Source organism: Sediminibacterium sp. (assembly GCF_030695065.1).
In the GTDB taxonomy this organism is placed as follows: Bacteria; Bacteroidota; Bacteroidia; order Chitinophagales; family Chitinophagaceae; genus Sediminibacterium.
The window spans coordinates 1-24,526 of record NZ_JAUYTR010000022.1; the positions used below are offsets into that span (position 1 = coordinate 1).

Here is a 24,526-nt window from a genome sequence, read left to right on the forward strand (position 1 = left end):
GGCACAGGATACATCTTACATATCACTGGAAAAATTGTTGCAGCAGGTGGAAACTAATTACCCGTCCATTATTCAGTACCAATACAGCATACAGTCTATTCAGGCAAAAGCAGACGGTGCAAAAGCATGGATGCCGCCCACATTTTCAACAGGCATTATGAGTTTTCCTTACAACTTTTCCATGCTCAAAGAAAAGAACAATCCAATGAACCAAGCTGGTATCGTTTTTTCTCTTGAACAAATGATACCCAACATAAGCAAGTTGAACGCAAAGAAAAGTTACATAAGTTCCCTTGCTGAAATTGAAAAATCAAAGAGCGAATGGACAAAAAACGAACTTAGGCGCGAAGCGAAAATCCTGTATTACAACCGCTATGTAACCGAGAAAAAACAAATCATTCTGAATGAAAGCGAAGAAATACTCCAATTGCTCATCACAACAGCCGAAGCCAAATTCAGCAGCAACCAGTCGCAACTGCAAACGATATACAAAGCAAAAGCCCGCTTAGCCGAATTAAAAAATATGCTGGTAATGCTTAATAGTGTGATTGCAGAAAGCAATATCGGATTAAACATTCTCATGGTGCGCGATGTAAACACGCCTTTTGAAATTGACACGCTCATTCAACCCCGAAATTATTCAGTTGAAACTTCCGATACAGCCAACATCACCAACCGAAGCGACATTACCGCACTCACCAAATACATTCAATCCATGAAGTTGGAGCAAAAAGTAATGAAAATTGGTGTGCGTCCTGATTTTGGTATTCGTGCTGATCACGCACAAATGCTCGGTATGCCAAGCCAATGGTCTATTATGGGCATGATGACACTTCCCATAGTGCCTTGGGCTTCAAAAATGTATCGTTCCGAAACAAAATCCATCGGCTTTCAAATTCAATCAATGGAACAGGAAAAGCAAACCATGCAACTGATGGCAACAAGAATGTCAGCCGAAAAACTCACCATGATCAATTACGAAAATGCCCAATATCAGAGTTACACAAAAAACATTATTCCCGCTTATGAAAATAACCTGCAAGCCAATTTACTTGCCTTCAAGCAAAACACAGGCGATTTTTTTGTGCTGTTGGATGCGTGGGAAATGTTGTTGATGAAAAAATTGGAAGCGTATGACAAGTTGTTTAACATCTTAAAATTAGAAGCAGAATATGAATACGAGATGGAAATTAAATAATCAGATAAGCATCATCCTCTTTTTGCTTTTGGTGTCGGTGTTTTCATCGTGCAAAAACGAACACAACGAACAAGGGCATGAAAATCATGTTCAGGACGAAGGCGATTACATCTGCCCCATGCGTTGCGAAGGCGAAAAAACCTATCCGCAACCCGGCAACTGTCCGGTTTGCAAAATGAAATTGCAGTTGGTGGAACAAGAATTGGTGCAAACGGTTTCACCCAACAAACAGGTTTTATCGCGTCAGGCAACCGTTAAACTGCAAACTGCCAACGAAGCGCAATCCATAAAGACGCAGGGCTTCATTGATTATGACCGCAATCGAAATCAAAATGTATCAGCACGTTTTGGCGGAAGAATTGAAAAACTATTCGTGAAATACAATTTGCAGTTCGTGAATAAAGGTGATAAAATATTGGAACTCTACAGCCCCGAACTAAACACCATTCAGGAGCAACATTTATTTCTGCTGAAAACTGAAACCGGAAAACACCTTATTGAACAATCACGCGAAAAACTAAAACTGCTGGGCATTACCGAACAACAAATTTCAGCTTTGGAAAACAAAGGCACATTCACACAAAACATTGCTGTTTACAGCCCCGCAAGCGGCTACATTCTTTTTAATTCCGATGAGCAAACCAATACAGGTTCACAAGCCACGCAGCAAACATCCATGAGCAGCATGAGCATGAACGCAAATACTTCCGATGCTAAAACATCGGGTTCAGCAGGTGTGCAAATTCGTGAAGGCATGTATGTAAACAAAGGCGAAACGCTATTCAGCGTAAACGATTTACAAACCGTTTGGGCAATCATTTCCGTGCCCTCTCAATATCATTCATCCGTTCAGCCAAACAAACAAATCAATATCGTTTCAGAATTATTTCCCGCTCAAATTCTCACAGGAAAAATTTTACTGACGGAAAAAACTTTTGAGGAAAAACAACAACGCTTCGTCAGGGTAAGAGTTGAATTGCCCAACCCGAAAGCTGTATTGAAACTCAACTCACTCGTTACGGCTGAGTTTCCGCTTGAAACGAAAACGGGTTTTCAAATTCCCTCATCGGCAGTTTACCGCACAGGCATGAACGCTTTTGTTTGGGTAAAAACAGGAACAACTAAAAACGGAACAGGAATTTTTGAGTTGCGGAAAGTTGTCACAGGCGCAGTAAATAACGGAACAACAACCATAGTAAGCGGTTTTGCACCCGATGAAGAAATTGCTTTACACGCTGGGGCATTAACCGACAGCGAAACATTTTTAAACGGAAACTGACATGAAGCAAAAAATAATTTTTCTTTCAATCACTATTCTTTTTGCATTGGCAGGTTGCAAGAGCAAAAATGAAAATCACGCAGGGCATGATAGCGGAACATACTATACCTGCCCCATGCACCCAACCGTAAAAAGCAACAGCCCCGGTTCTTGTCCTGTATGCAATATGTCTTTAATCAAAGTCGAAAAACAAAACAACGAACATGCACAACAAGCGGGCAATTTCATCACCATTGAAAAAAAACAGCAACAATTAGCTGGAATTAAAACCGACACCGTAAAATTTCAAAACATATTTTCTTCTTCAACCATTTTGGGAACAGTTGCCATTGATGAAGAACAGGTAACAACTATCAGCAGCCGCGTGAAAGGAAGAATAGACAAACTCTACATCAAAACATCAGGCGAATACATCCGAAAAGGAAATCCCGTTTACGCCATTTACAGCGAACAACTTTTTGCTGATGAAAAAGAATTTCTTGCCCTGTCGGAAAAGAGAACGAACAACACCACTGAAAATAAATTGTTAGACGATATGCTCTCTGCGTCCAAAAATAAATTGCTGAATTAGGAAAAAATAAATCCGCTTCGCCTCAAATAATCTTTTATGCACAGACAGAGGGTTATGTTACCGAAGTGCTTGTAAAAGAAGGAGAATATGTTGAAGTCGGAACATCTATGGTTAAACTTACCACTTTAAATCAGGTTTGGATTGATGCTCAGGTTTACTCCAATGAAATTGAAAAAATTAGCGGCAGCAATTCCTTTCAGGTTTTTTCCGAAACCTATCCCGATGAAATTTACACAGGTCGCCTTGTGTTCAGCAATCCAAGCGTGGAAAATGGTCGCAAAGTGCAACTGTTGCGCCTTAAAGTTGACAACTCCAAAAACAAACTCATTCCGGGTATGATGGTATATGTAAGTCCCAAACAAAATTCAAAACCCGTTTTAGCCGTTCCAAAATCTGCTGTTCTGTTAGAGAAAATGAAAACCGTTTGGGTATTGGCACATAACAACACCTTCGAGCAACGCATGGTTGAAACAGGCGCAGAAAATAAATTCTGGATTGAGATTACATCAGGTTTAAAACTGGGTGATATAGTTGTAACCGAAGGTGCTTATTTAATCAGCAGTGAGTTTATTTTAAAAAGCGGAGCGGGACAAAGACATGACCATTAATCAACGCACAGGTGTAAGCACATTTGCAAGCCGCACAAGCCCAAGCACAGTCCAAAGCTTGCAAAAGAGCTTACACCTCACCGACCCAAAGGAAGAATTTCAAAAATTTTATCCAACGCTCATTAAAAAAATTAAAACACACAAGCCGACACACGGACAAAAACATGACAAAGAAACTTAACGCAGACAATGGTTTACAAAGACGGTGGACAAGAACACCAGCTGCCAACAGCGTGTTTATGCAATTGGGGGTGAAGTGGTTAAATCAACTTTCTATCTCGCATCAGCATTTGTGGTATATTGACAGTGAATCGCTCCGAAATCCCCAACTGCATAAACACGCAAAACGATGGTAGCAATACTTCAAGACACTTCACTAAATAAAAAATTGACCATATGGCATTATCATTCAAAAAACAATTTTCAATTAAAGACCCTAATGTAGAATTTGTGGATATTCCCGTTGACAGCAAAGATTTAGAAGCATTTATATGCCCTTTTTTAATTGAGAGTAATAAGACAGACAAGGTAGTTTCAAAAGTAAGCAAGCGATTAAGAAACTTTCTTACTGAATTAAATACTACATATATAAAGCCAAATGATTTTAAAAATGGTATCCCATTTATTGACCATTTGCACGAACCTAACGAATACCATTTAGGTTACTCTGACAGTAACAAGGGCAAAGCAGTTTCAAACTCTAAAGCACAACAAATATTTCAATTTTTACGGAACAATAAGTTTGCAAGACAAGGGGTTTCAATTACTAATGAAGCTCACAATGTTTTACTTCTTGTTGACGGAATTGGACAAGATATTATGTCTGACATTATTGCTAATGTATGCAGAGACATTTTTGCCGACTTTACAGTAACAATTTGTAATAAATATTCGGTAAAATCTATAAACACAGAAATTGAATATTATAATGACACGACAAAAAAATGGCAAAGAAAAAAAATAGATTTACCCGTTTACACGAAGCATATAATATTAATACCACACAAACTTGTATCAGGGGGAAGGGCATATTCAAACCTTTATAATTGGTACGTATCAAGTAACTATATTTCTAAAGAAATATTAAATCAAAAGAAACCACCAAAAGGGACGGTTTCTCAAATGAAAGACGGAACTAGAAAAGCAATTATTAAAGAAATTTATAAGCAGTATCGCAAACCCAAAAAGGACCTAATTGACTTTGTATTAAAGTACCCAAATTCATTAGACGAGTTTATTGCTTATGCAAAAACACATTATCCTGAACTAAAAATAGACCACTTAAAAAAATAGTACTGCTACCAACAAAAGTATTTGCAAAAGCAGGGCTGGACATTGTAACATCAGCTATGTACAAGCATCAGCTGCGGTTCGGGCTCGACTTTCAATGTTCAGCTTTAGTTCTTAACTTAAAAAACATATTTTCAAATGGGCTTTTGTACCGGGCTGGACAATCAATGAATTCCCTTCCTTCGCAAATACTCGAACGTTACCTGCAAGCCTATCAGCGGCAGTACTCAAATTGAACAGACAGTAAAGAAGCTAAACTGATTTTGCATATCCTGCATGTTTTGGAAAATATGTTCTAAATTGAAATTTCCACACGAAGTAAGTCGAACGGGGGTCTATGGACACGAAAAGCAAATAATAGTATAATTTAGGTAATTAAATAAAATTGGATGAAAAGATTAAAGTCAATTGAAGTAAAAAAATCACCTTTTTTTGAAGACATAAAGATAGATTTCTCTGAAAAACTGAATTGTATAATGGGTGGCCGTGGTACAGGAAAGTCAACGCTACTCTATTTAATTAAATCGGCGATATTTAAAGATGCGGAAGAAGAAAGAAATGTTTACAATATTCTAAAAACGAATCTTGGGACAGGTGAAATAACATTGGAACTAGAAGCAAGTGATGGTGCTTTTTATCGTGTAACGAAAACCTTTAATGACGAGCCTCAACCATATAAATATCCAAATTCAGAGTACTTTCCTATTGATAAAATTTTTGAAGATATCGAGTGCGATTTTTATGAAACTGGGAAAATTGAAGAAATAGGAAGGTCGGCAAAAGACAGATTGCAACTACTTGATAAGAAAGTAAAATCAGACTTAAAGGAATTTGAATTAGCTATCAGGCAATTGCAAATAGACCTGGATGCAAACGCTCAAGATATAAAAATATATAATCTACGAGTACAGCGAATTGAAGAATCCTTAAATCAATATACTGGTATCGAGGAAGAGTTTGAAGCGCAAAGAAATCATCAACCTGCAGGATTGAAAGAAGAAGAAAAAAAGGAGTTTGAGGTTGCTGATATAAAAGAAAAATACAGGAAAAGTGAGAAAAGGGCCGTAGGCAAATTAATCGATGGGTTTAGTGAACTAAGAAATGAATTTGAGCAAAAAAAACAAGAATTAAATGAGCTATTAATTAGAAGTCAAATAGACAAGGAGAGTTTCATTAATAAAGAAATTATGGACGGGGTACTATCGCATACAGAAGCAGCGATAAAGTCTATGCAAGAAAATATTACTAGTATCGCCAAATCTATAGGTGATGTATTAACCCAATTAGACAGTTCCTCAGGAAAACTAACTGAAGCACATGAGCTACAGCAAGCTGAATTTGTAAAAGTTAAGCAGAAATTTGAAGAGCACAGGGAGTATATTAATAAGTACCATTTGCTTTCGAAAAGACTCAATGAAAAGGAAACACTAAAAAAAGACAAACAAGAATTAGGAGACAAAAGAAGCAAACTCAAATTAACAAGGACTATCCTTGTTAAAAAACTTAATGACTTAAAACAAGCAATATTTAAGATTCGACTTAACGCAATAACTGAGTTAAATAAGGCATTTGAAGGAGCAATAATTATAAATCTTACTTTTTCAGGTATAACTGCTCCCTTTGAAGACAAATTGAGAGAAGCGTTGAAAGGGTCAGGTCTAAGATATAACGAGTTAATCCCGCGTATTGTTGAAACGTTTTCAAGTGATGAATTTGCTTCCGTAATTCACATCAAGGACATTGAAAAATTAAGAACTATTACAGGTATTGATATTGCAAGAGCAGAAAGCCTAATTAATGCTTTACATGAAACAGAAGCTATCTATGAAATTGAAAGAATGTATCTTGATGATTTACCTGAATTTAAACTTAGAATTAACGAAGGTGGTGTGATAGAGGAAAATTATCGTCGCTCTGAAGAGTTATCTATGGGTCAAAGATGTACAACTGTACTTCCAATCATTTTCGCAGTTTCAGAAAATCCGCTGATTATAGACCAGCCAGAAGATAATTTAGACAACAAGTACATAAGTGGTAAAATACATGAAATCATACGGAAACAAAAAGAAGAGAGACAGCTAATACTTATCACTCATAATCCGAATATCCCAGTTCTTTCGGAATCAGAGTACAATGTTTTTCTAAAATTTGACAGAAAATCTAGTATTGATGCAGTAGGTACAGTCAATGAAGTAAAAAATAAAATAATAGAATTGCTTGAAGGTGGAGAATCTGCCTTCATCAGAAGAAAAGACACCTATGGATACTAGTACCAGTATGAATCAAGAAGAACAGAAAATATTACTGAATAAACTAGAGGATGAAAAGCAATTAGCTTTTAAGGATTCGCCTCCTGATGCCCCAATGTTGACATCGATTGTTAGCCAATTGATGTCTATAGACAACAAATACAAAACTTACTTCAAAGCTTTTGCGACTCAGTTAAGGCAGGATTTATTTGTAAACAGTATTTCAATTAAGGGCTTACAATTGGAGCCATTTAATGAAGTCACACTCCCTACGGCGGAAAATCATGAAGCGGAAGAATCAAGAATAACAGAAGTTCAAATTGAATTTACAGAGCTATTTAAGAAATTAACCGAGAACAGACCAGACCACTTTGAGATTTTAAAAGGATACTTTATTATTAAACTAGAAAACAATCCTTTAGAATCGTATAAATTAATGGTTCTTTTTGATTCAACCTTTTTTATACAGCCTATTAGAAAAAAAATAACTGCCATTATTCCAGAAGCCATTTTTAAGAAAATAGAAGACTTTGAAAAAGAAGTTGAAACGGGGTTTAATCAAGAAGGCAATCTTTTATGCCTTATACTGCTGCATCCAAGAACAAACGATGGTGAATCGATAGATAAGTTAAAAAACACATTGTCTACCATCATAGACTCGTATAAATATTTTGAAAGCTTCTCTTTAAAAAATCAGAATAATCATGTAGGTAATTATTATGAAAGCTCAATTAGCAAAGAGGACTTTTTTGAAGAAATTAGCTACATAAATGGAACATTATTGTCTAATGGAGGTATCAACAACGAAGAAGAAAAAATAATTAAGAAATTATGTAGCAGTTTTCGAACCCCTTTGTTAATTTATAGAACTCTGAGTGGAGGAAATAGTGGCTCAAAAGTCATAGAAGTGAGACCTAAAAAGGAACTCGGCCCTGAACATGAAAAGAGGTACATTATAAAATACAGCACAAAAACTGCAGAACGAAAAATCTACAAAGAATTTGAATATTTTGGAAAATATATTGAAGGGTACAAAAGCTTTAATGAATATGAATGTAAATACGACAAAACTCTTATTTATGAGGGTTTGAGATATAGTTATGCAATTTCTGACACAGAAGCTAACTCATATTCCTACAATCAGATTTTAGAAAAAAAGGAAAACGAATTTCATCCGGATAAACTTGAAATCATTGATGAATTGTTCTCAATTCAATTATTTCAAACTTGGCGTGACTCATTCGATAAAATTGAATCCAGTTGTAAAATACTTTATGAACCATACATTGACACCCAAAAAATAATTGAGCAAATTGCTAGGATTCTAAATAAAACAGAAGAACAACTAAAGTCAGATGAATTAGTAAATAACTTCTATAAAATTTGGGAAAAGCAATTTCAATTTCAACAAAAAATCTGTCATGGAGATTTACATACCGAAAATTTCTTTAAAGATAAAAACGGAATATATTTAATTGACTTTGGATATACTGGAATACGACATGCTCTCATTGACCACACATCGTTAGAGTGTTCTATCAAGTTCAAGCATTGCCCATTTTATTTGGAAATAAAAGAATTGCAAGACATTGAAAGCGAGTTATTACTGGATAGTTCTTTTCAATTATCGACTAGATTTTCAAAAACATCAAGGCCAGATTTACTAGAATATTTAGAAATAGTAAAAAGGATACGTAAGAATTCTATCACTTTATTTTCCGACAGTAATTCAACGACCGAATATTTATTGTCATTATTTATAATGACATTTCGTCAAATAAGATATAAAGACATGAATCAGCTTTATGCTTATCATTCCGCTTTAATTTTAAGTAGACGTCTAATTCAGTTGTTAAACCTTGACAGCTAACAAATAAAAATGAAGAAGGCCAGCAGGTAACATTGGTATTACCAATAGTGGGGCTTGACATTAGAGAAATCAGCAGCGGTAATTTTGCTGTACTGTGTTTCGGGGCTTGACCTGCAAAGCCCAGCTTTAGTTCTTAATATTAAATTTTATCAGGACGGGTCAGTTCGCTATTCATCTTTTGTCCGGGGCTGGACATTTGCTAATCAGCTATATTTCTTATCTTCAAATTCAACATCAATTGGGCTTGACGTACCGGGCAGGATCAGCTACAAATACCCGCACCTGCTTCAATGCCCCTTCGTTGGCTGCAATTTGACAAACATGCATCAAATAACAAGTAAAATAACAAAGAGTGATAGTGTATTATTAGCCAATAAGATTAGGGAGGACTTTTATAAACCAAGGAGTACTTATAAAACCTCTATTTTCTTATGTGGCGCTGCAATTACTGACACCTCAAAGATTAGATACAAATTGAAAGAGGCTCTTAGCGACTGGTGGAATTCTTATCAGTACGATTTAGTCTTCCCAGAGGACATTTTCGACGAGTTATTATATAGCAGGCAGGGAAAAGATTTACTTTCACTAGAAAACTTATTAGCTGAAAGTATTGACACGATTGTAATTATTCCTGAAAGTCCAGGCTCATTTGCAGAATTGGGAGCATTTGCTAACGATGAACAGTTAAGAAAGAAGATAGTTTGTGTCCTAGATAAGAAGTACAGAAAGGATAAAAGTTTTATAAATCAGGGTCCAATTAAACTTGTTAAGAAAGCAAACAAACATGGTGTTGTCTATATAGACCCTAAAAATTTGGGTAAGAACATTAAACACGTTCACACGGCGATAAAAGAAATTAAAAAATCTTCAACACCAAAAGTGCCATCTAAAAAAATTAATTTACTTCAGCTAGACAATTTTCTGCTTCCGTTAATATATTTAGTAGAACCTATTTCTAATGAGACAATAGTAAATTGTCTTCAAGCTGTAACAGAAGATGAAATAAACTCAACGCAGATTGCAATGACAGCATTAAACATTCTAACGAAAAGGAAGTTTATAGAAATTACGCCTAGAGGATATATTCTTACCACCCTTGGAAAAGAAAGCTATTGGAATTTAAAACGCATCAGCAGTAGAATAAAAATACAAGATGAAATTGTCGCTTTAGATAACTTGAGATTAGAAATTTTAAATTTACAACTCAGAAAGAAAAAATTAAAAATATAAGGGCAAGCTCTTTTTAGACACTTCGGTGAGGGGATGTTGTTCCAACGTCCGAGTTTAAAAACTAGTATCATAATCGCAAATTTTTAATATAAAATCCAGTTGGTTTTATATTAAAACTTCACTCAAAAGTTTTGTAGTAAAAAGAGCTTCCCTTTTTTCTTATGTCAAAGACTAACACAATAAGCCTTCGTTTCTTTGGTTTGCCAATCATTCAAGACTTGGAGGATTTTTCCAATCTAACTCATGTGTCAAAATACACATTGTTTCAGCTATCAAAGCATTCTGAGAAATACTATAGAGTATATAAAATTCCCAAGAAGTCTGGGAAATTGAGAACAATCTCTCAGCCTTCAAAAAAACTTAAAGGTTTACAGAGTTGGATATTGCACAATATACTTTACAGACTAAATGTATCACCTTCATGTAAGGGATTTGCTACAGGTACTTCGACTAAAGATAATGTTGAGCCACACAAATATTCGAACGTTGTTTTAGCGATGGACATCAAAGATTTTTTTCCATCAATTGAAAGGAGAAGGGTGTATAATGTGTTTAAATCAGTTGGCTATAATTCTTTAATTTCTACGATTCTTACAAACCTCTGTACATTTAATGAAGCTCTTCCGCAAGGAAGTCCATGTTCGCCGAGATTGGCAAATTTGGTAACGTGGAGATTAGACAACAGAATTCAGCATTTTGTTGGAAAAAAGGGAATTACATACACTCGATATGCCGATGACTTAACCTTCTCTGGCCTCAACCCTATTAAGATTATAAAAATTATCTCAACTATTGACAAAATAATTGTTGATGAAGGTTTTAAAATCAATAAATCTAAGACAAGAATTGCTGGTGCATCAAGACAAAAAAAAATAACAGGGTTGGTGCTTTCAGATGAAGGCTTTGGAATCGGTAATACAAAAGCAAAAGAATTACGATCAAAAATATTTCATTTGACAAAACCTGCCGAACAAAAAAACTTCAAACTACTTAATGAGGTTATTGGCTGGCTAAATTATTTAAACAGTGTAGACATAAAGCGGTTATCGCAATTGAAAATTTATATAGAGAAATTAAAGAAAAAATATTCGGCAACCTTGATAGCCCAATTAAAATGAACTGCAGCAAACATTGGCATTACCTATAGTGGGGCTTGACATTGGAGCAATTAGCAGCGGTAATTCTGTAGTACTGCAGTTAGCGACTCGACGAATAAAGCCCAGCTTCAGTTCTTAATGTTTAACTTTATCAAAAAGCCAGGCAGCAGTACCGGACGGGCAAATATAAAATTCCTCACCATCGGCAATAACTGCCCTTTAAAACTGATGAAATAAATGTATTTAACCTGCTCAATTCGCAATGATAAATCAGCCATGTATGTAAGTCAAGAACTACTTTAATTATAATTAGAAATATAAATAGATAAATTCCGATGAAAACAAACTTTAATATTAATGAGAAATACAAAGCTTCAATCACCAAGATAATTACAACTTTATCTAAAACAGAAAAACAACTAAGTAGAGCAATCAAAGAATTAGAAAATACTGAACTAGATACTTCCACAGTAGAAAACTACACTTTAAAATGACTTTCAACAAAAACCAGAAACATCCTAGAAATATGAAATCAGTTCTACAGTATGATAATTAATACAATTTTCACAATTCATAACATTAACAGGCTATAAGTAAAATAAATCCAGTTCCCAAAACCCAATGCCCACCTCCTACTACCAATCCACCATATCCAACTTTCAACAACAAACAACTGAAGAAATCATTGGGCAAATCACAAGATCCAATCATTTTGACAGTACTCGCAACCAAAATAAAGCCTGGGAGGAACAAATACTAATACTTAAGAAAACACTTGTGAATTATACTGGAACCATCTTTTTTGAATTTTCAATTCCTAGGATGGGCAAAAGAGTTGATGCAATAGTGATCATAAAGAACATTGTATTCGTTATAGAATTCAAAGTAGGAGAAACTAAATTTAACAGGAATGATATTGACCAGGTATGGGACTATGCTTTAGACTTAAAAAATTTCCATCAACCAAGTCATCATTTAGTATTAGCGCCTATATTAATTGCAACAGAAACTACTAATGCTTACTATACCATCTCAACCACTACGCACAATGACAATATTATTTCACCAATCAAAATCGGGAAAGAAAGTATAAGCGAAGTCATAAACCAAGTGCTTGCTTTATACACAGACGAGGACTTGATTAATCCTCAACTATATGCTGAAGGAAGCTACTCACCTACTCCAACCATTATAGAAGCTGCTGTATCAATGTATAAAAGCCATACAGTGGATGAAATCACTAGGAATGATGCAAAAGCAATCAATCTTACCAAAACAACAGAAGCGATATCAAAAATTATAGATGATGCAAAAGCAAATCAAAAGAAAATTATCTGTTTTGTAACAGGAGTTCCAGGAGCTGGGAAAACATTAGTTGGTTTAAAAGTGGCCGCGATGCACCTTGATAAAGAAAAGGGGAATACCAGTGTTTATTTATCAGGTAACGCACCTTTAGTAGCCATTTTACAGGAAGCATTGGTAAGGGATAAAGTAAAAAATGAGAAAGAAGAAGGCAATAAACTCACTAAATCGAAGGCAAGGGTAAGTGTTAAAACCTTCATACAAATCATTCACCACTATAGAGACGCATATTTAGTAGATCCCAAACCACCAGTCGACCATGTAGCTATTTTTGATGAAGCTCAAAGAGCATGGAACAAAGAACAGACCGTAAGCTTTATGAAAAGAAAAAAGAACCAACCTGATTTTGACTACTCAGAACCAGAGTTCTTGATTTCTTGTTTAGATAGACATCAAGATTGGGCAGTAGTGGTATGTTTAGTTGGAGGTGGCCAAGAAATTAATACAGGCGAAGCGGGAATATCAGAATGGCTCCTAGCAATTGAACATCAATTCAAAGAGTGGGAAGTACATATCTCCCCTAACCTTACAGATTCAGAATATGCTGCTATTGAAGCCATTAAAAAAGTAGATGCGGTAACTAAAGTTGAATATAATCCTTACTTACACTTAGCAGTGTCAATGCGATCGTTCAGAGCAGAAAACCTGTCGTTATTGGTAAAGAACATATTAGACATAAATATAGAAGGGGCAAAAGCGACTCTAGAATTTATTAGAGCCAATTATCCCATTGTTATTACAAGAGATTTAACTAAAGCTAAAAATTGGGTAAAAGAAAAAGCCAGAGGTTCAGAAAGATATGGGATGGTAGTATCCTCACAAGCACAAAGATTAAAGCCTTATGCAATTGATGTAAAATCACCAATGAATCCTGTAAACTGGTTCTTAGAAGGTAAAGACGATATTAGGTCATCTTATTACTTAGAAGATGTGGCAACTGAATTTCAAGTACAAGGTCTAGAACTTGACTGGGCCATAGTAGCCTGGGATGGCGATCTACGGTATTCAGTTGGTAATTGGAAATCATTTTCATTTGTCGGCAACAAATGGCAAAACATAAACAAACAAGAGAGAAAAGGGTATCTAATCAATGCATATAGAGTTCTCCTTACTAGAGCTAGACAAGGACTTGTCATTTTTGTACCAACTGGGGACGATGAAGACCATACTCGAAAAAGAGAGTATTATGATCCAACCTTTGACTATTTGAAGAGTATTGGATTCAATGAGATTTAAACACTAAAAATTAAATCAAAAACAACTACGATCAAATTTCTAAAATAAATGAAGTATTATAATTTCAGCTGCATCGAATGTGAAGATCAAATATCTTTAAAAATATATGAGTATTCAATGGAAAAATACAATCAGCCCCTTTGTATTAACTGTCAATATTGGTTAAATGATATTCAAAATAATACAACTGCCACTGAAGAATCAATCACTTTATATTTTGCTTTAAAGAAAAGAGGAGTACCTGCCGAAATTGAAAAACATGACGGATTTAAAACTATAGATATTGCTGTACCTGAAGCAAAGGTTAATATTGAAGTTGATGGCTTACATCATAAATATAATGGGAACCAAGCAATCAGAGATTTAAAAAGAATTCTTAATTCATATGCGAAAGGGTACTTAACCTTACATATCCCTAACGCTATTGTAAATAATAATTTAGAGGAAGCGGCAGATTTAATTACTGAATATTTGAATTTATCGAATTTAAAGCATAGAAAATTAAGATAATACATTACCAGATTTCATTTAACAACACTACCCATGCTCACCCTCAAAATCATCATCAATAAAGAATGGTTCGACCAAATTGCCGCTGGAACTAAAAAAATTGAATACCGAGATGTAGTCCCATTCTGGACATCCAGACTATTCGACACAGAAGGCAAAAGAAGAAAGTACGACCGAATAGAATTCATCAACGGTTATAACAAAGATGCAAGAAGACTCATCACTGCCTTTGAAGGCTTCACCACAAGAAACAATACCTACTGTATTAAAATCGGCAAGATCATAAAGTAACAGACTCTCCTACCACCCGACAGCTCCAATCCCCCCAACACCTCAAACAACTCTCCAATATCAACGGAAGAGCAGAGTTCTACATGCTCTTAGCTGGAGGACTATGCAGATCATCAAAAGAAATCCATTATGATGAACAAACCAAACGATTCGATATATACAATGAAATAGACGACACCTATCAATCTAACCTAACAGAAAAGTCATTACACACAAAGACCAATATACCGGAAGCAATCAAAAATGGAGTCTTTTATTACCATGGGGTGCAATTGTGGGGGATATAGTAAAATTTAGAAATAGTGTACCTTATTCATACTCACCAGACTTCTTTAACATAACTATTTCCAATTGTTCAGTGATTCTGAAATTTGTCAATTTTATTTTTGCAATAATTGATTTTACCGACGGGATAATTCCAGCAAGCTTTGCATCAACAATTACACCCATAGTTCCAATAATAGTTAATCCAATTTGATTAGCAAATTTTCGAGCTTTCAAATCGTCTATAATTAATAAACAATTATCTAATTCAAATGCCAAAGCAATAGCACTTGCTTCCCCACTATCTACAGAAGCTTCAATGATTGATTGATAGTTATTATCAGTGGGCTGTTGAATTTCAATCCAAGTTGGGAGTGGTTGACCAAATTCATTTGCAACTTCCGATGTGGTAATAATTTTACCGAACAACTTATTTAAGATTTCAAGTTCTCCAATTTTGTCTAACAAAATCAAACAACTAGTATCAGAGATGATAGCTTTGTGCATGTAAAATCTCTTTATCTAATTCTTCTTCTGTGTAGTTAAAAATGGATACATCGTAATTTGCTAGAAGTTCCATGAAAGTTCTTTTAGTGTATCCAGCAAGCTCAGCAGCTTGACCCAATGTCAAATCACCTTTTTCATACAACTTTGCTGCCAAAAGAGTTTGAGCATCTTTCTCGTCTAAGTTATCAGGTATTTGTAATGTAAGCGTCTTCATATGTCGAATTTACAAATAATTATTTGGCTTTCAAACTATTGCATTTGATTCTGTTTTCTATTCCGACAAACTGAGACACCTCCTTAACGCGACAGCCCTAATCCCCCCAAACCCAAGATTACTCATAAAATTGATTTTACTTATTTAGCAATAGTGATCTTACTCTCATCCAACACAATCTCCTTAATCAACGCATGACCAATAGGAATCAATAAAACCAAGGAGAACTCAGAAAAAGCCTGGATATAACTACCACTACTTAGAACGATAAGCTAAAGACTGATAGATCTCAATCTCAGAAGAAGCAAGCTCACATTCAATACTAAATCGGGCTTTACCATTTTTAACTACTAGGGTTACTGTTTCAGCAAACGGAAATTGTAAATGTTTCATTGCGATTATTTTTAAAGGTTAATCGCATCAAGAAAATGAGTGGAGATAAAAGCGCTTTATTTTGACTTATCAGTCCTCATCTCAAACACCACCGTGGACTCGCGTCTCGGTTGGTTTCTACCATAGTAGAATCTTGATGACAGTGTAAAAATAGGAAAATAAATGAATGGTGGAATTAAAGGAAAGTTAATTTAAAGAGGCGGTTGTAATCCCCTTACCCCTCTTCCACAAACTTTTGCATTGAATCTAATATGAAAGCCGTGGCAGGAATTACCCCATATCCTGCATGTGAATCCACCCATTCCTCAACAAAAGGATTTTTTAAAATAATGCCCAACGCTGTTTTCAAATAATCTTTTACATCGTTCTCAGCAGATTCCATTTCCTGCCATATTAGACTTCTATTCTCTAGAAGAAAAATGATATCCTCAAAATCCTTACTAGTTCTACCATCATTCTGTCCCCGACTTTTAAATGCTTCAAGTTTAGAAGCAAGAAAATAAACTGGAGCAAAAATCCGTATGCTTAAATCTTTATCGATGTTATAATAGGTTGCCCGCTCAAACCCTTGAGGATACCATTGATTAGCAAACCCAATGGCTTCGTCATGAATCGGCATGATGTCAACAATTAATCCATCAATTATATACCTACAGATAATTCCAGAGGCTTGATCATTTTGAAAACCTAATTTTCTTAACCTTTCGTCCAACAATGAAAAGTCTCTATGAGTCATTATCTCAACCACGACATCAATATCTTCTGTTGGTCTAACTTCCTCAGCTTTTTGATCAGCATAAAGTGAAACAGTAGCACCTCCAACAAAGACTACATCATCTCTTAAATCTCCCAGCGCATTATAAACCGCCCTAATCCTCGTAATATTAATTTGATGACTCATTTAATAAAAATTTACGCAAATAATTAATAGCAACCTTTTTCTCCCGATTCTTACCCACCCTAATAACATCAAGCATAGCAAGGATTTCATATAACCTACTATCTTCTTTTGCTGCTTTTACTTGATTAATATAAAGTGGCTCTATTGCTTGACCATAATCGCCACCATTAGGATCGGGCCATACATAGACCTCATTACTGACTATGTTGCCCTTAAAATATTTGTGACTGTGACTAGTTGCCATCCCCTTAGTCATTGGACCAGGGGCCTGAGGAAAAACATAAGGCAAACCAAATTGCAAAAACTCAAAAAAAGCATTTCTAAAGACCTTTCTGCGCTCATGATTAATTAAGCATGCAAAGGAGCTTCGACTAAGCGATTCCGAAACCTCTGCCGGACTTATATAGATAGCTCTAGCAATATCCTGAAATTGCCAATCCTTGTCTTCAAAAAGGATTATTTTAATCAAAACCACTATGTCCTGGGGTCTCATTCCTTTATGCTGCCTCATATTAATTCACATTTTGCAATTTGCAAATTACGAATTACAAATTACAAATCAAAATAAATTTCGGCTTCTTACAGGCTAACAGCGAAAATGAGGAAGTCTAATACCTACGGCAGTTAAAATCCCCCAACTTATTCGTCAAAACCATTGTAATAGACAGGAGGAGTAAAATTTAGAATTTAGCACTAGATATAGGGAAGTATAATTCCTGCTGTATACATTCCTTTAAGTAAGAAAATACAGCCCTCAAAGATTCAGCAGTAACTGTTGGATAAGACTCAAGGATTTGTTTCTCCGTCCATCCAGCAGAAAATAATTCCAATACCAACTCTACAGAAATCCTAGTACCCTTAATGGTAGGTTTTCCAAGTAGAACTTGATTATCAGAAACGATATAATCTTGCCAATTCATACTGCAATATACAAAATTTTGAAATCGCAAACATTTAGTGTAATTAGGTATTAATACCTAATCATTTCGACGATTCACAGCCACATCCTCCTACTATCCCGCGGCTCTAAACCTCCCCCTACCTCAACTCACTCAACCTCACTAAATGCTCCTCTGTAAGACCTATTAAAGGACTGGGCTGAACCAAATGCGCCTTCGGATAATCAGGCAAATCATTCAAAGATGTATCATCATCAATAATGATAAAGTTTTCTTCGGTATTATTGACTTTAAACCAATTGACAATTTCATCTTTCCTATTCAAATTATCAATATTCTCAGGAAGACGCTCTATTTTATTAATATGGATACCTCTATTTCTGAAGATACTCTTCCATTCTTCAATACTAAAATTTGCCTTATGCGAAGTGGTAAGCATAATAATAACATTTTCAGACATTAAATGCTGAAGTGCATGAGAAGCCCTTCTACTAAAAGCAGGAAATCCATCATTTAAGAGTTCAGGATTTTTCCAGCCTTTGGCAGGAACCATAACACCATCTATGTCTAAGAAAAGCAACATAATAGGCAAAATTAGGGGTTTCTAGAAATAAGCTGTTTTCAGAATTATTCAACCTTTACCCCATGACCAACCAATACATCATCAACGCGGGCATTCAAATAGTTCCCATTAATATTGTAGACCCTAGTTATGCCATTATAAATCAAGCAATCAATCATATCCGCCAATCAGGCCTTGAAATACCTTGTAATAATGTAACATTCAATTGCATTAATGCAATTATTTAGTAAAGTCTATTCATATCTTGACCTTGACTAAATACAGTTTATTGTGTCTCGCTTAGATTTACCAATAAAGACTTCACAAACTAAAGAGATTGAAGCAAAACTCATTAAGGCAAACCATTTGTATTCGTTCATTAGCAATATAAATAGAACAATTTCCAAAGTTAAAATCGAAACCTATTTATTAAATGAAGTCTGCAAAATTGCTGTGCAAAAGGGTGATTTTAAAATGGCTTGGGTGGGAATTTTAGATGAAGAAACCAATTTTGTTAAATTAGTTTCGAGCTATGGAGTTTCAATAAAATTAAAAAGAATATTACAAGATAAAAACTATACCCAAAATAGCACTACTCAACCTTTACTAAATGGGATAGACTATCAGGTAATCAACAACATATCTGAAAAAAAAGAAATTGCCTGGCCAAATCACAATTATAAAGTAGGTCTAAATTCTGCAATTAAATTAGCAATAAAAAAAAAGAATAAAACAATTGGTTGCTTTTACATCTATTCTAAAGAATATAATTTTTTTGATAAAGCAGAAATTACGATGCTTATGGAAGCTGCGAACGACATTTCATTTTGTTTAGACAATATTGAATTAGCAAAGCAACACGAAGTAGCAGAATCTATCATAATGCAGAGTGAACAGCGATTTAGGTTACTAACAGAAAAAAGTGCCGACATGGTAACAATTTCGACCAAAAAGGGTGATATCTTATATGCGAGTTCTTCCGTAACAAAAATCTTAGGCTACTCAAATAGTGAAATCATTCAAACAAAATTGTCAGGAATAATTAATCCAGATGATTTGAAAGTATTTATTTTTAAAAGAAGAAAATTGGTTAAAATAGAAGGGGCTTCTTTTACCAATGAATGCAGGCTTTTACACAAAAATGGAAACTGGGTATGGTGTGAAGTAATGGTAACTAACTATTTATTAGAACCAAGCATTAAAGGCATAGTAACAAATTTTAGAGACATTTCTGTAAGGAAGGAACAAGAACTAAAGATTAAATTTGACAGTAATAATCTTACAGCGCTTATAAATAATTCAACCGATTTATTATGGAGCGTAGACACCAATTTTAATTTAATTACCTGTAATTTACCTTATGAAAGAATCTTACAAAAAGAACTTGGCGTAAACATAAAAAAGGGAGATCATATACTCTTACCCTTTTTACCAAAAAAAATATTAAATCAATACAAAAACTGGTATAAAAGGGCTTTAAATGGAGAGTATTTTACCGAAATATTCTATACACCAGCACCCCAAGTTAATTGGATCGAAATATCTTTCCATCCAATAAAAGAGGGCAAAAACATTGTAGGAACTGCTTGTCATTCTAGAGATATTACGGAAAGAAAAATAGCAGAATTAGATAAAACTAAAGTTACCCAAGATTTAATACAAAGAAACCGAGATTTAGAGCAATTCACCTTCATAGTCTCTCATAATTTACGAGGCCCCGTAGTAAATATCTTAGGTATTTCGAACATTTTAAATACGGAATTTCTTGATCCAGAAGAATTAAAAAAGTTTATCAGTAGCCTTTGCATGTCTGCTAACTCACTTGATAATGTATTGAAAGACCTTAATACCATTCTACAAGTAAAAAATGATATAAATGAAAAAAAAGAACAAATTAGTTTTTCTACCTTAGTTAATGAGATTTCGGTTAGTATTGCACAATTATTAGAGAAGGATAATGTAACCATTATCCAAAATTTTACAGCAATCAATGAAATATATTCACTGAGAGCTTTTGTTTATAGTATTTTTTACAACTTAATTATTAATAGTGTAAAATATGCCCAACCTAATTTGCCCGCTAAAATTGAAATAAAAAGTGAATATAAAAATGGGAAAACGGTTTTAACTTTTAAAGACAATGGATTAGGAATCGACCTTAATAAGAATTCAAATAAAGTATTTGGGCTTTACAACAGATTTCATCGGCATCTAGAAGGCAAAGGCATGGGAATGTTTATGACAAAAACACAGGTAGAAGCACTTGGCGGCACTATTGCAATTGAAAGTGAGCCATTAAAAGGAACCTTAATAACCATTAAGATTTAATAATCAACATGAACACCTAACAAGCATATAATATTTGGTCAGAACAATACGACACCAATGAAAATAAAACCAAAGACCTGGAAAACATTTTCAAAAAAAACTGATACAACCATGAAACTCCAAATCACCATCATCACCCAACACCATCATAGCTTAAAACAAGCAGAAGAATTAGGTAATCTACTCCTGAATGAATTGGGAGAAAACACCATGCTACAATCTATCAAACCTTATACAAAATTCATAGACTCCTACTCCATCCATCTCGAGAAAACGATACCAGCTGGCAATGCATCAGTTGAAATCCACCAAGCCATAGCCATAGCCGACCACCTTGTATCGCCTTGGTTATCTTATTTCGATAGCGACTCCCAAAAAATAGAATTGATTTACAATCACACAGACCAAACACAAAAAAGAAAACCCATCTTCAATGAAATTAGATGGGCGCAGCTGATACATTGAGTAAATTTCCCTACATTTGATAGTATCATATGATACTATCAAATGAAACCACCGTACACCATTAATGCCCCCATCATTCAATTAATAGTTGAGATTTCCCAAAAAATGGGGGAAATAAATAGTTCCTTATTAATCAAGCAAGCCCCTGCGCTGAGAAAGCGCAATCGAATTAGAACCATACAAGCATCTTTGGCTATTGAAGGCAATACTTTATCAATTGATCAAATTACAGCCATCATCGAAAACAAAAGGGTTTTAGGGCCTAATAAAGATATTAAGGAAGTTACCAATGCAATAGAAGTATACAATCAATTACATTTACTAAAACCAAATACAGAGAAATCATTTTTAGCTGCACATAAATCCCTGATGCAAGGGTTAATTACTCATCCAGGTCAATATAGAAAAACTGGTGTCGGAATTGTGAAAGGAAATCAATTAACACATGTAGCCCCTCCAGCTAAAAATATTCCTTACTTAATGAAAGATCTTTTTGAATACGTAAAAACAAGCGAAGACCATGTATTCATTAAAAGTTGTGTTTTTCATTACGAGATGGAATTTATTCACCCTTTTACCGATGGGAATGGCAGAATGGGCAGACTTTGGCAAACGCTTTTACTTTTAAAAGAATATCCATTATTTGGGTACTTACCCTTCGAAACTTTAATCAGCAAAAATCAGAAAGCCTATTATAAAGCGCTGGCAAATAGTGATAAATCAGGGGAATCAACCCAATTCATTGTATTTATGCTCAGTACCATTAACGCATCACTAGATGAACTACTGACAGAAAGAATTGGCCCAATAACAAATGAAGACCGAATTCAAATTTTCTTAGCAACTTCAGTGAAAGAATTTACTCGTAAAGATTATTTAAATTATTTCAAAACCATTTCAACTGCTACTGCAAGCAGAGATTTAAATAAAGCAGTAAAAGAAAACCTAATTCAAAAAATTGGTGACAAAAGCAATACCATCTATAACCCAATTAACTAAGACATTCCACTCCCACCAAAACTTCACAAAAAGGTAAAGTTGGAATTGCCGTAATGCTAGGTGCTGAATTAGGCACTTGTAGTGATACCTTATTAGCAACTATTAAAGGAAGCAGACAAGCAATTAAAACTGGCTTATTTCATGTTACTTTCAACCTATTGTCAATTGCTTTAGGGCTTGCATTATTTTATCCATTTACAGCCTTGGTAAAAACAATTAGTGGGGGCGCTTCAGTAGAAAGAACACTGGCCAATGCGCATATGTTGTTTAATATATTTGGTGTTCTAATCTTCATTGGAACCATTCCTTTTTTCGAAAAACAATTAAATCGTTTATTGCCCGACAAAATTGGCTAAATCAGCATGCGAAACAATATTAATATTCACTTTGTACAAACTACATTAACCCTTTTTTAACTGCACCGTAAAAATAAAGATTATCAAATTCAGGTAATTTTGCAGATAACCAAATGAGTTGTTTTACAAAGATGTTGAAATGTTATTTTACCTCTATCCTCATCATTTTATCGTCCTTATCATTTGGACAAGAAAATCAGCAAGACAGTACAGATATTATCAATAACCGAAAAGATAGTATTTATATTGCTGAGATAGAAAAAGTGAAAGGCAAACCTAAAGTGCTTCACGCTGAACCACTCTTTATAGATCTTATTCGAGACCTTGGTGCAAGAAAGGGAGAAAGAGAGTGGAATATTGGAATGGGCATGACAGACCGCAAAACATTCGATAATTATTCTGCCCTTATTGAATATGAATTTGCACCCATAGACAGACTTGGATTTGAAGTAGAACTACCCTTTTCATTTTATTACAGAACCGACACTAGTATAAATAGGGCTGAAACCCCTCAAAGCCGTTTGAATAGTATAAAACTAGCTACACAATATTCATTTTATGTTAATGAAAAAAATAGTACGAGTATGGCCATTGGTTATATTCATGAATTTGAATTAACGAGTTTTAATAAATATGGAAAAGAGAAAATAGTAAAAGGAAATATTTATAACCCATTTTTTGTTGCAGCAAAAAGATGGGGAGATAATTTTCATACTTTGCTTTATACAGGTCCAATTATTGAGCACCAATTCGGCAATAATAAACTCAATACCATCTGGCAAATAAATTCTAACCTACACTATATGATTCCTGGCACTAGAAATTTTATAGGTATTGAATTCAACAAAGAACTTCATAAAAGGGATTTCGATATGACTATTCGTCCACAAATGAGAGTAGGAATAACCGATAATTTATTGATTGGTATTGTTACAGGTATTCCAATAAAAAGGGAGACGCAACGGTTCAGTAGCTTTTTAAGATTGATTTATGAACCAAAACATAAAGTAAAACATATTTAAAAATCCTGTTACTCCTTTTCAAAATTAGCTAAATCAGCATCCCAATTGTATTCATTAAATTTTATGGAGAACCCCGCAAAATCGCGCTTAAAAACCTTTGTCATAAGCGCCCTAATTCCATTAGACCCTCCAAAATCGCCTTTAAACCAAGATAAAATTTTACTGGTAGTTATGACTTTCTTTTCTTCATCAATCTCCGACTCTCCTTTTACAAAAGCAACAGTAGCCATATCAAGCTGTTGTTCAAGTTTATCATATCGATAAAAAGCAATCGGTGGGCAGCTTTTAGCACCACAGTTCAATGCAAAATGAATACGATAGTCAATAGTATCAACCGCCAATTCTTTAATCGTTTTCAAAGGCATGAACTGCGGCAAGTACCCCATACTCCACTTCCAACGATACTTGCGAAGAATGCCATGTTCAATATCATCTAAACTGAATAATTTCCCCGCAATTGGAATTTTAGCACTCGTAAAAATAGCAGGTCTAGACAATTTAAATCGGGTGGCTAAAATTTGAAACCATGCATTATATTGATTTATCCAAAAAGTTTTTTTAGCTGCATCATTGCTGAGTCCCTTTAATAGTTGCGCATAGGTTATACCATTCAATGCTTTTTCAACGACATCAGTATTACCTTTAATCTTCACTTTATACAACAACTCCCCTGATATTTTCAACATAGAATCAGCCATTGGGTTGATCATAGCCGCCGCATTTTCATTAACTAACGCAGACTTTTTTATAGGCCTAGCACCATAGCACCAAACCCCAATAAAAACAACCATGCTAAATAGAAATACGTATATTTTAAACATAAAA

The 24,526-nt window shown here is 34.7% G+C and carries 26 protein-coding genes, 1 pseudogene and 1 riboswitch; of the genes and pseudogenes, 19 read left to right on the top strand and 8 right to left on the bottom strand.

All coding sequences use genetic code 11. The annotated features are described in order from the left end of the window. The 13 genes and pseudogenes from Q8S25_RS10565 to Q8S25_RS10625 form a co-directional block, all read left to right on the top strand. Window positions 1–1,198, top strand: a 1,198-nt coding sequence (locus Q8S25_RS10565) for a TolC family protein (protein WP_305537516.1), incomplete at its 5' end; no start/stop codon positions are given. After that, window positions 1,173–2,477 carry an efflux RND transporter periplasmic adaptor subunit gene (locus tag Q8S25_RS10570; protein ID WP_305537518.1) on the top strand — a complete coding sequence of 435 codons (1,305 nt, stop codon included), beginning with the start codon at window positions 1,173–1,175 and terminating at the stop codon, window positions 2,475–2,477. The genes Q8S25_RS10565 and Q8S25_RS10570, both read left to right, overlap by 26 nt. A gap of 1 nt (window position 2,478) precedes the next feature. Beyond that, window positions 2,479–3,656: pseudogene (locus Q8S25_RS10575) on the top strand (efflux RND transporter periplasmic adaptor subunit). Window positions 3,657–3,820: 164 nt separating this feature from the next. After that, complete coding sequence (locus tag Q8S25_RS10580; protein WP_305537520.1) at window positions 3,821–4,012, top strand: hypothetical protein; 192 nt, start codon at window positions 3,821–3,823, stop codon at window positions 4,010–4,012. A gap of 40 nt (window positions 4,013–4,052) precedes the next feature. Next, window positions 4,053–4,949: a hypothetical protein gene (locus Q8S25_RS10585; protein WP_305537522.1), complete on the top strand. Its 897-nt coding sequence runs from the start codon at window positions 4,053–4,055 to the stop codon at window positions 4,947–4,949. A 386-nt stretch (window positions 4,950–5,335) separates the two neighbouring features. Beyond that, window positions 5,336–7,216, top strand: a complete 1,881-nt coding sequence (locus Q8S25_RS10590; RefSeq protein ID WP_305537524.1) for an AAA family ATPase — start codon at window positions 5,336–5,338, stop codon at window positions 7,214–7,216. Window positions 7,217–7,223: 7 nt separating this feature from the next. Then, complete coding sequence (locus tag Q8S25_RS10595) at window positions 7,224–9,065, top strand: phosphotransferase family protein (RefSeq protein ID WP_305537526.1); 1,842 nt, start codon at window positions 7,224–7,226, stop codon at window positions 9,063–9,065. Between the two features lie 54 nt (window positions 9,066–9,119). Further along, a complete protein-coding gene (locus Q8S25_RS10600) occupies window positions 9,120–10,295 on the top strand; it encodes a retron St85 family effector protein (RefSeq protein ID WP_305537528.1) in 1,176 nt (391 codons plus the stop codon). Between the two features lie 161 nt (window positions 10,296–10,456). Continuing rightward, on the top strand, window positions 10,457–11,413 hold the full coding sequence (locus Q8S25_RS10605) for a retron St85 family RNA-directed DNA polymerase (RefSeq protein WP_305537530.1): 957 nt from the start codon (window positions 10,457–10,459) through the stop codon (window positions 11,411–11,413). A 600-nt stretch (window positions 11,414–12,013) separates the two neighbouring features. Then, window positions 12,014–13,990, top strand: a complete 1,977-nt coding sequence (locus Q8S25_RS10610; RefSeq protein WP_305537532.1) for a DUF2075 domain-containing protein — start codon at window positions 12,014–12,016, stop codon at window positions 13,988–13,990. A gap of 117 nt (window positions 13,991–14,107) precedes the next feature. Beyond that, complete coding sequence (locus tag Q8S25_RS10615) at window positions 14,108–14,500, top strand: DUF559 domain-containing protein (protein ID WP_305537534.1); 393 nt, start codon at window positions 14,108–14,110, stop codon at window positions 14,498–14,500. Between the two features lie 33 nt (window positions 14,501–14,533). Beyond that, window positions 14,534–14,791 carry a hypothetical protein gene (locus Q8S25_RS10620; protein WP_305537536.1) on the top strand — a complete coding sequence of 86 codons (258 nt, stop codon included), beginning with the start codon at window positions 14,534–14,536 and terminating at the stop codon, window positions 14,789–14,791. An 83-nt stretch (window positions 14,792–14,874) separates the two neighbouring features. Further along, a complete protein-coding gene (locus tag Q8S25_RS10625; RefSeq protein ID WP_305537538.1) occupies window positions 14,875–15,078 on the top strand; it encodes a hypothetical protein in 204 nt (67 codons plus the stop codon). Window positions 15,079–15,100: 22 nt separating this feature from the next. Here the strand turns inward: Q8S25_RS10625 and Q8S25_RS10630 are convergent, their stop codons facing one another. The 7 genes from Q8S25_RS10630 to Q8S25_RS10660 form a co-directional block, all read right to left on the bottom strand. Continuing rightward, window positions 15,101–15,562 (bottom strand): DUF3368 domain-containing protein, encoded by a 462-nt coding sequence (locus Q8S25_RS10630; RefSeq protein ID WP_305537540.1) that lies wholly within the window; start codon window positions 15,560–15,562, stop codon window positions 15,101–15,103. Then, a complete protein-coding gene (locus tag Q8S25_RS10635) occupies window positions 15,540–15,776 on the bottom strand; it encodes a UPF0175 family protein (protein WP_305537542.1) in 237 nt (78 codons plus the stop codon). The genes Q8S25_RS10630 and Q8S25_RS10635 overlap by 23 nt, the downstream gene beginning before the upstream one ends. A gap of 255 nt (window positions 15,777–16,031) precedes the next feature. Then, a complete protein-coding gene (locus Q8S25_RS10640; RefSeq protein ID WP_305537544.1) occupies window positions 16,032–16,169 on the bottom strand; it encodes a hypothetical protein in 138 nt (45 codons plus the stop codon). A gap of 47 nt (window positions 16,170–16,216) precedes the next feature. Further along, a riboswitch (SAM-I-IV-variant riboswitch) is annotated at window positions 16,217–16,314 on the bottom strand. 69 nt (window positions 16,315–16,383) lie between these two features. Beyond that, the gene (locus Q8S25_RS10645) at window positions 16,384–17,070 is read right to left on the bottom strand and encodes a nucleotidyl transferase AbiEii/AbiGii toxin family protein (RefSeq protein WP_305537546.1); all 687 of its coding nucleotides are present in this window, start codon (window positions 17,068–17,070) and stop codon (window positions 16,384–16,386) included. Next, on the bottom strand, window positions 17,054–17,581 hold the full coding sequence (locus Q8S25_RS10650) for a hypothetical protein (RefSeq protein ID WP_305537548.1): 528 nt from the start codon (window positions 17,579–17,581) through the stop codon (window positions 17,054–17,056). The genes Q8S25_RS10645 and Q8S25_RS10650 overlap by 17 nt, the downstream gene beginning before the upstream one ends. Before the next feature lie 169 nt (window positions 17,582–17,750). Continuing rightward, window positions 17,751–17,990 (bottom strand): DUF433 domain-containing protein, encoded by a 240-nt coding sequence (locus tag Q8S25_RS10655; protein ID WP_305537550.1) that lies wholly within the window; start codon window positions 17,988–17,990, stop codon window positions 17,751–17,753. 118 nt (window positions 17,991–18,108) lie between these two features. Further along, the gene (locus tag Q8S25_RS10660) at window positions 18,109–18,552 is read right to left on the bottom strand and encodes an HAD domain-containing protein (protein ID WP_305537552.1); all 444 of its coding nucleotides are present in this window, start codon (window positions 18,550–18,552) and stop codon (window positions 18,109–18,111) included. 62 nt (window positions 18,553–18,614) lie between these two features. Here Q8S25_RS10660 and Q8S25_RS10665 point away from each other — a divergent pair, with 62 nt between their 5' ends. The 6 genes from Q8S25_RS10665 (at window position 18,615) to Q8S25_RS10690 (ending at window position 23,701) form a co-directional block, all read left to right on the top strand. Beyond that, complete coding sequence (locus Q8S25_RS10665) at window positions 18,615–18,779, top strand: hypothetical protein (RefSeq protein WP_305537554.1); 165 nt, start codon at window positions 18,615–18,617, stop codon at window positions 18,777–18,779. A 43-nt stretch (window positions 18,780–18,822) separates the two neighbouring features. Then, window positions 18,823–20,859 carry a PAS domain S-box protein gene (locus tag Q8S25_RS10670; RefSeq protein WP_305537556.1) on the top strand — a complete coding sequence of 679 codons (2,037 nt, stop codon included), beginning with the start codon at window positions 18,823–18,825 and terminating at the stop codon, window positions 20,857–20,859. A 111-nt stretch (window positions 20,860–20,970) separates the two neighbouring features. Next, window positions 20,971–21,324 (top strand): hypothetical protein, encoded by a 354-nt coding sequence (locus Q8S25_RS10675; protein WP_305537558.1) that lies wholly within the window; start codon window positions 20,971–20,973, stop codon window positions 21,322–21,324. Between the two features lie 42 nt (window positions 21,325–21,366). Continuing rightward, the gene (locus tag Q8S25_RS10680) at window positions 21,367–22,323 is read left to right on the top strand and encodes a Fic family protein (protein WP_305537560.1); all 957 of its coding nucleotides are present in this window, start codon (window positions 21,367–21,369) and stop codon (window positions 22,321–22,323) included. Window positions 22,324–22,367: 44 nt separating this feature from the next. Continuing rightward, window positions 22,368–22,679: a Na/Pi symporter gene (locus tag Q8S25_RS10685; RefSeq protein ID WP_305537596.1), complete on the top strand. Its 312-nt coding sequence runs from the start codon at window positions 22,368–22,370 to the stop codon at window positions 22,677–22,679. Between the two features lie 113 nt (window positions 22,680–22,792). After that, window positions 22,793–23,701 (top strand): HAEPLYID family protein, encoded by a 909-nt coding sequence (locus Q8S25_RS10690; RefSeq protein WP_305537562.1) that lies wholly within the window; start codon window positions 22,793–22,795, stop codon window positions 23,699–23,701. A gap of 8 nt (window positions 23,702–23,709) precedes the next feature. Here the strand turns inward: Q8S25_RS10690 and Q8S25_RS10695 are convergent, their stop codons facing one another. After that, window positions 23,710–24,522: a DUF547 domain-containing protein gene (locus tag Q8S25_RS10695; RefSeq protein WP_305537564.1), complete on the bottom strand. Its 813-nt coding sequence runs from the start codon at window positions 24,520–24,522 to the stop codon at window positions 23,710–23,712. Between the last annotated feature and the right edge of the window lie 4 nt (window positions 24,523–24,526).

What these genes read in the sequence shown, in the direction of transcription:
- Q8S25_RS10570 (WP_305537518.1), top strand. Translation starts at nt 1,173, where the DNA reads ATGAATACGAGATGGAAATTAAATAATCAGATAAGCATCATCCTCTTT.
- Q8S25_RS10580 (WP_305537520.1), top strand. Translation starts at nt 3,821, where the DNA reads ATGACAAAGAAACTTAACGCAGACAATGGTTTACAAAGACGGTGGACA.
- Q8S25_RS10585 (WP_305537522.1), top strand. Translation starts at nt 4,053, where the DNA reads ATGGCATTATCATTCAAAAAACAATTTTCAATTAAAGACCCTAATGTA.
- Q8S25_RS10590 (WP_305537524.1), top strand. Translation starts at nt 5,336, where the DNA reads ATGAAAAGATTAAAGTCAATTGAAGTAAAAAAATCACCTTTTTTTGAA.
- Q8S25_RS10595 (WP_305537526.1), top strand. Translation starts at nt 7,224, where the DNA reads ATGAATCAAGAAGAACAGAAAATATTACTGAATAAACTAGAGGATGAA.
- Q8S25_RS10605 (WP_305537530.1), top strand. Translation starts at nt 10,457, where the DNA reads ATGTCAAAGACTAACACAATAAGCCTTCGTTTCTTTGGTTTGCCAATC.
- Q8S25_RS10610 (WP_305537532.1), top strand. Translation starts at nt 12,014, where the DNA reads ATGCCCACCTCCTACTACCAATCCACCATATCCAACTTTCAACAACAA.
- Q8S25_RS10615 (WP_305537534.1), top strand. Translation starts at nt 14,108, where the DNA reads ATGGAAAAATACAATCAGCCCCTTTGTATTAACTGTCAATATTGGTTA.
- Q8S25_RS10620 (WP_305537536.1), top strand. Translation starts at nt 14,534, where the DNA reads ATGCTCACCCTCAAAATCATCATCAATAAAGAATGGTTCGACCAAATT.
- Q8S25_RS10625 (WP_305537538.1), top strand. Translation starts at nt 14,875, where the DNA reads ATGCTCTTAGCTGGAGGACTATGCAGATCATCAAAAGAAATCCATTAT.
- Q8S25_RS10630 (WP_305537540.1), bottom strand. Translation starts at nt 15,562, where the DNA reads ATGCACAAAGCTATCATCTCTGATACTAGTTGTTTGATTTTGTTAGAC.
- Q8S25_RS10635 (WP_305537542.1), bottom strand. Translation starts at nt 15,776, where the DNA reads ATGAAGACGCTTACATTACAAATACCTGATAACTTAGACGAGAAAGAT.
- Q8S25_RS10640 (WP_305537544.1), bottom strand. Translation starts at nt 16,169, where the DNA reads ATGAAACATTTACAATTTCCGTTTGCTGAAACAGTAACCCTAGTAGTT.
- Q8S25_RS10645 (WP_305537546.1), bottom strand. Translation starts at nt 17,070, where the DNA reads ATGAGTCATCAAATTAATATTACGAGGATTAGGGCGGTTTATAATGCG.
- Q8S25_RS10650 (WP_305537548.1), bottom strand. Translation starts at nt 17,581, where the DNA reads ATGAGGCAGCATAAAGGAATGAGACCCCAGGACATAGTGGTTTTGATT.
- Q8S25_RS10655 (WP_305537550.1), bottom strand. Translation starts at nt 17,990, where the DNA reads ATGAATTGGCAAGATTATATCGTTTCTGATAATCAAGTTCTACTTGGA.
- Q8S25_RS10660 (WP_305537552.1), bottom strand. Translation starts at nt 18,552, where the DNA reads ATGTTGCTTTTCTTAGACATAGATGGTGTTATGGTTCCTGCCAAAGGC.
- Q8S25_RS10665 (WP_305537554.1), top strand. Translation starts at nt 18,615, where the DNA reads ATGACCAACCAATACATCATCAACGCGGGCATTCAAATAGTTCCCATT.
- Q8S25_RS10675 (WP_305537558.1), top strand. Translation starts at nt 20,971, where the DNA reads ATGAAACTCCAAATCACCATCATCACCCAACACCATCATAGCTTAAAA.
- Q8S25_RS10680 (WP_305537560.1), top strand. Translation starts at nt 21,367, where the DNA reads ATGAAACCACCGTACACCATTAATGCCCCCATCATTCAATTAATAGTT.
- Q8S25_RS10690 (WP_305537562.1), top strand. Translation starts at nt 22,793, where the DNA reads ATGAGTTGTTTTACAAAGATGTTGAAATGTTATTTTACCTCTATCCTC.
- Q8S25_RS10695 (WP_305537564.1), bottom strand. Translation starts at nt 24,522, where the DNA reads ATGTTTAAAATATACGTATTTCTATTTAGCATGGTTGTTTTTATTGGG.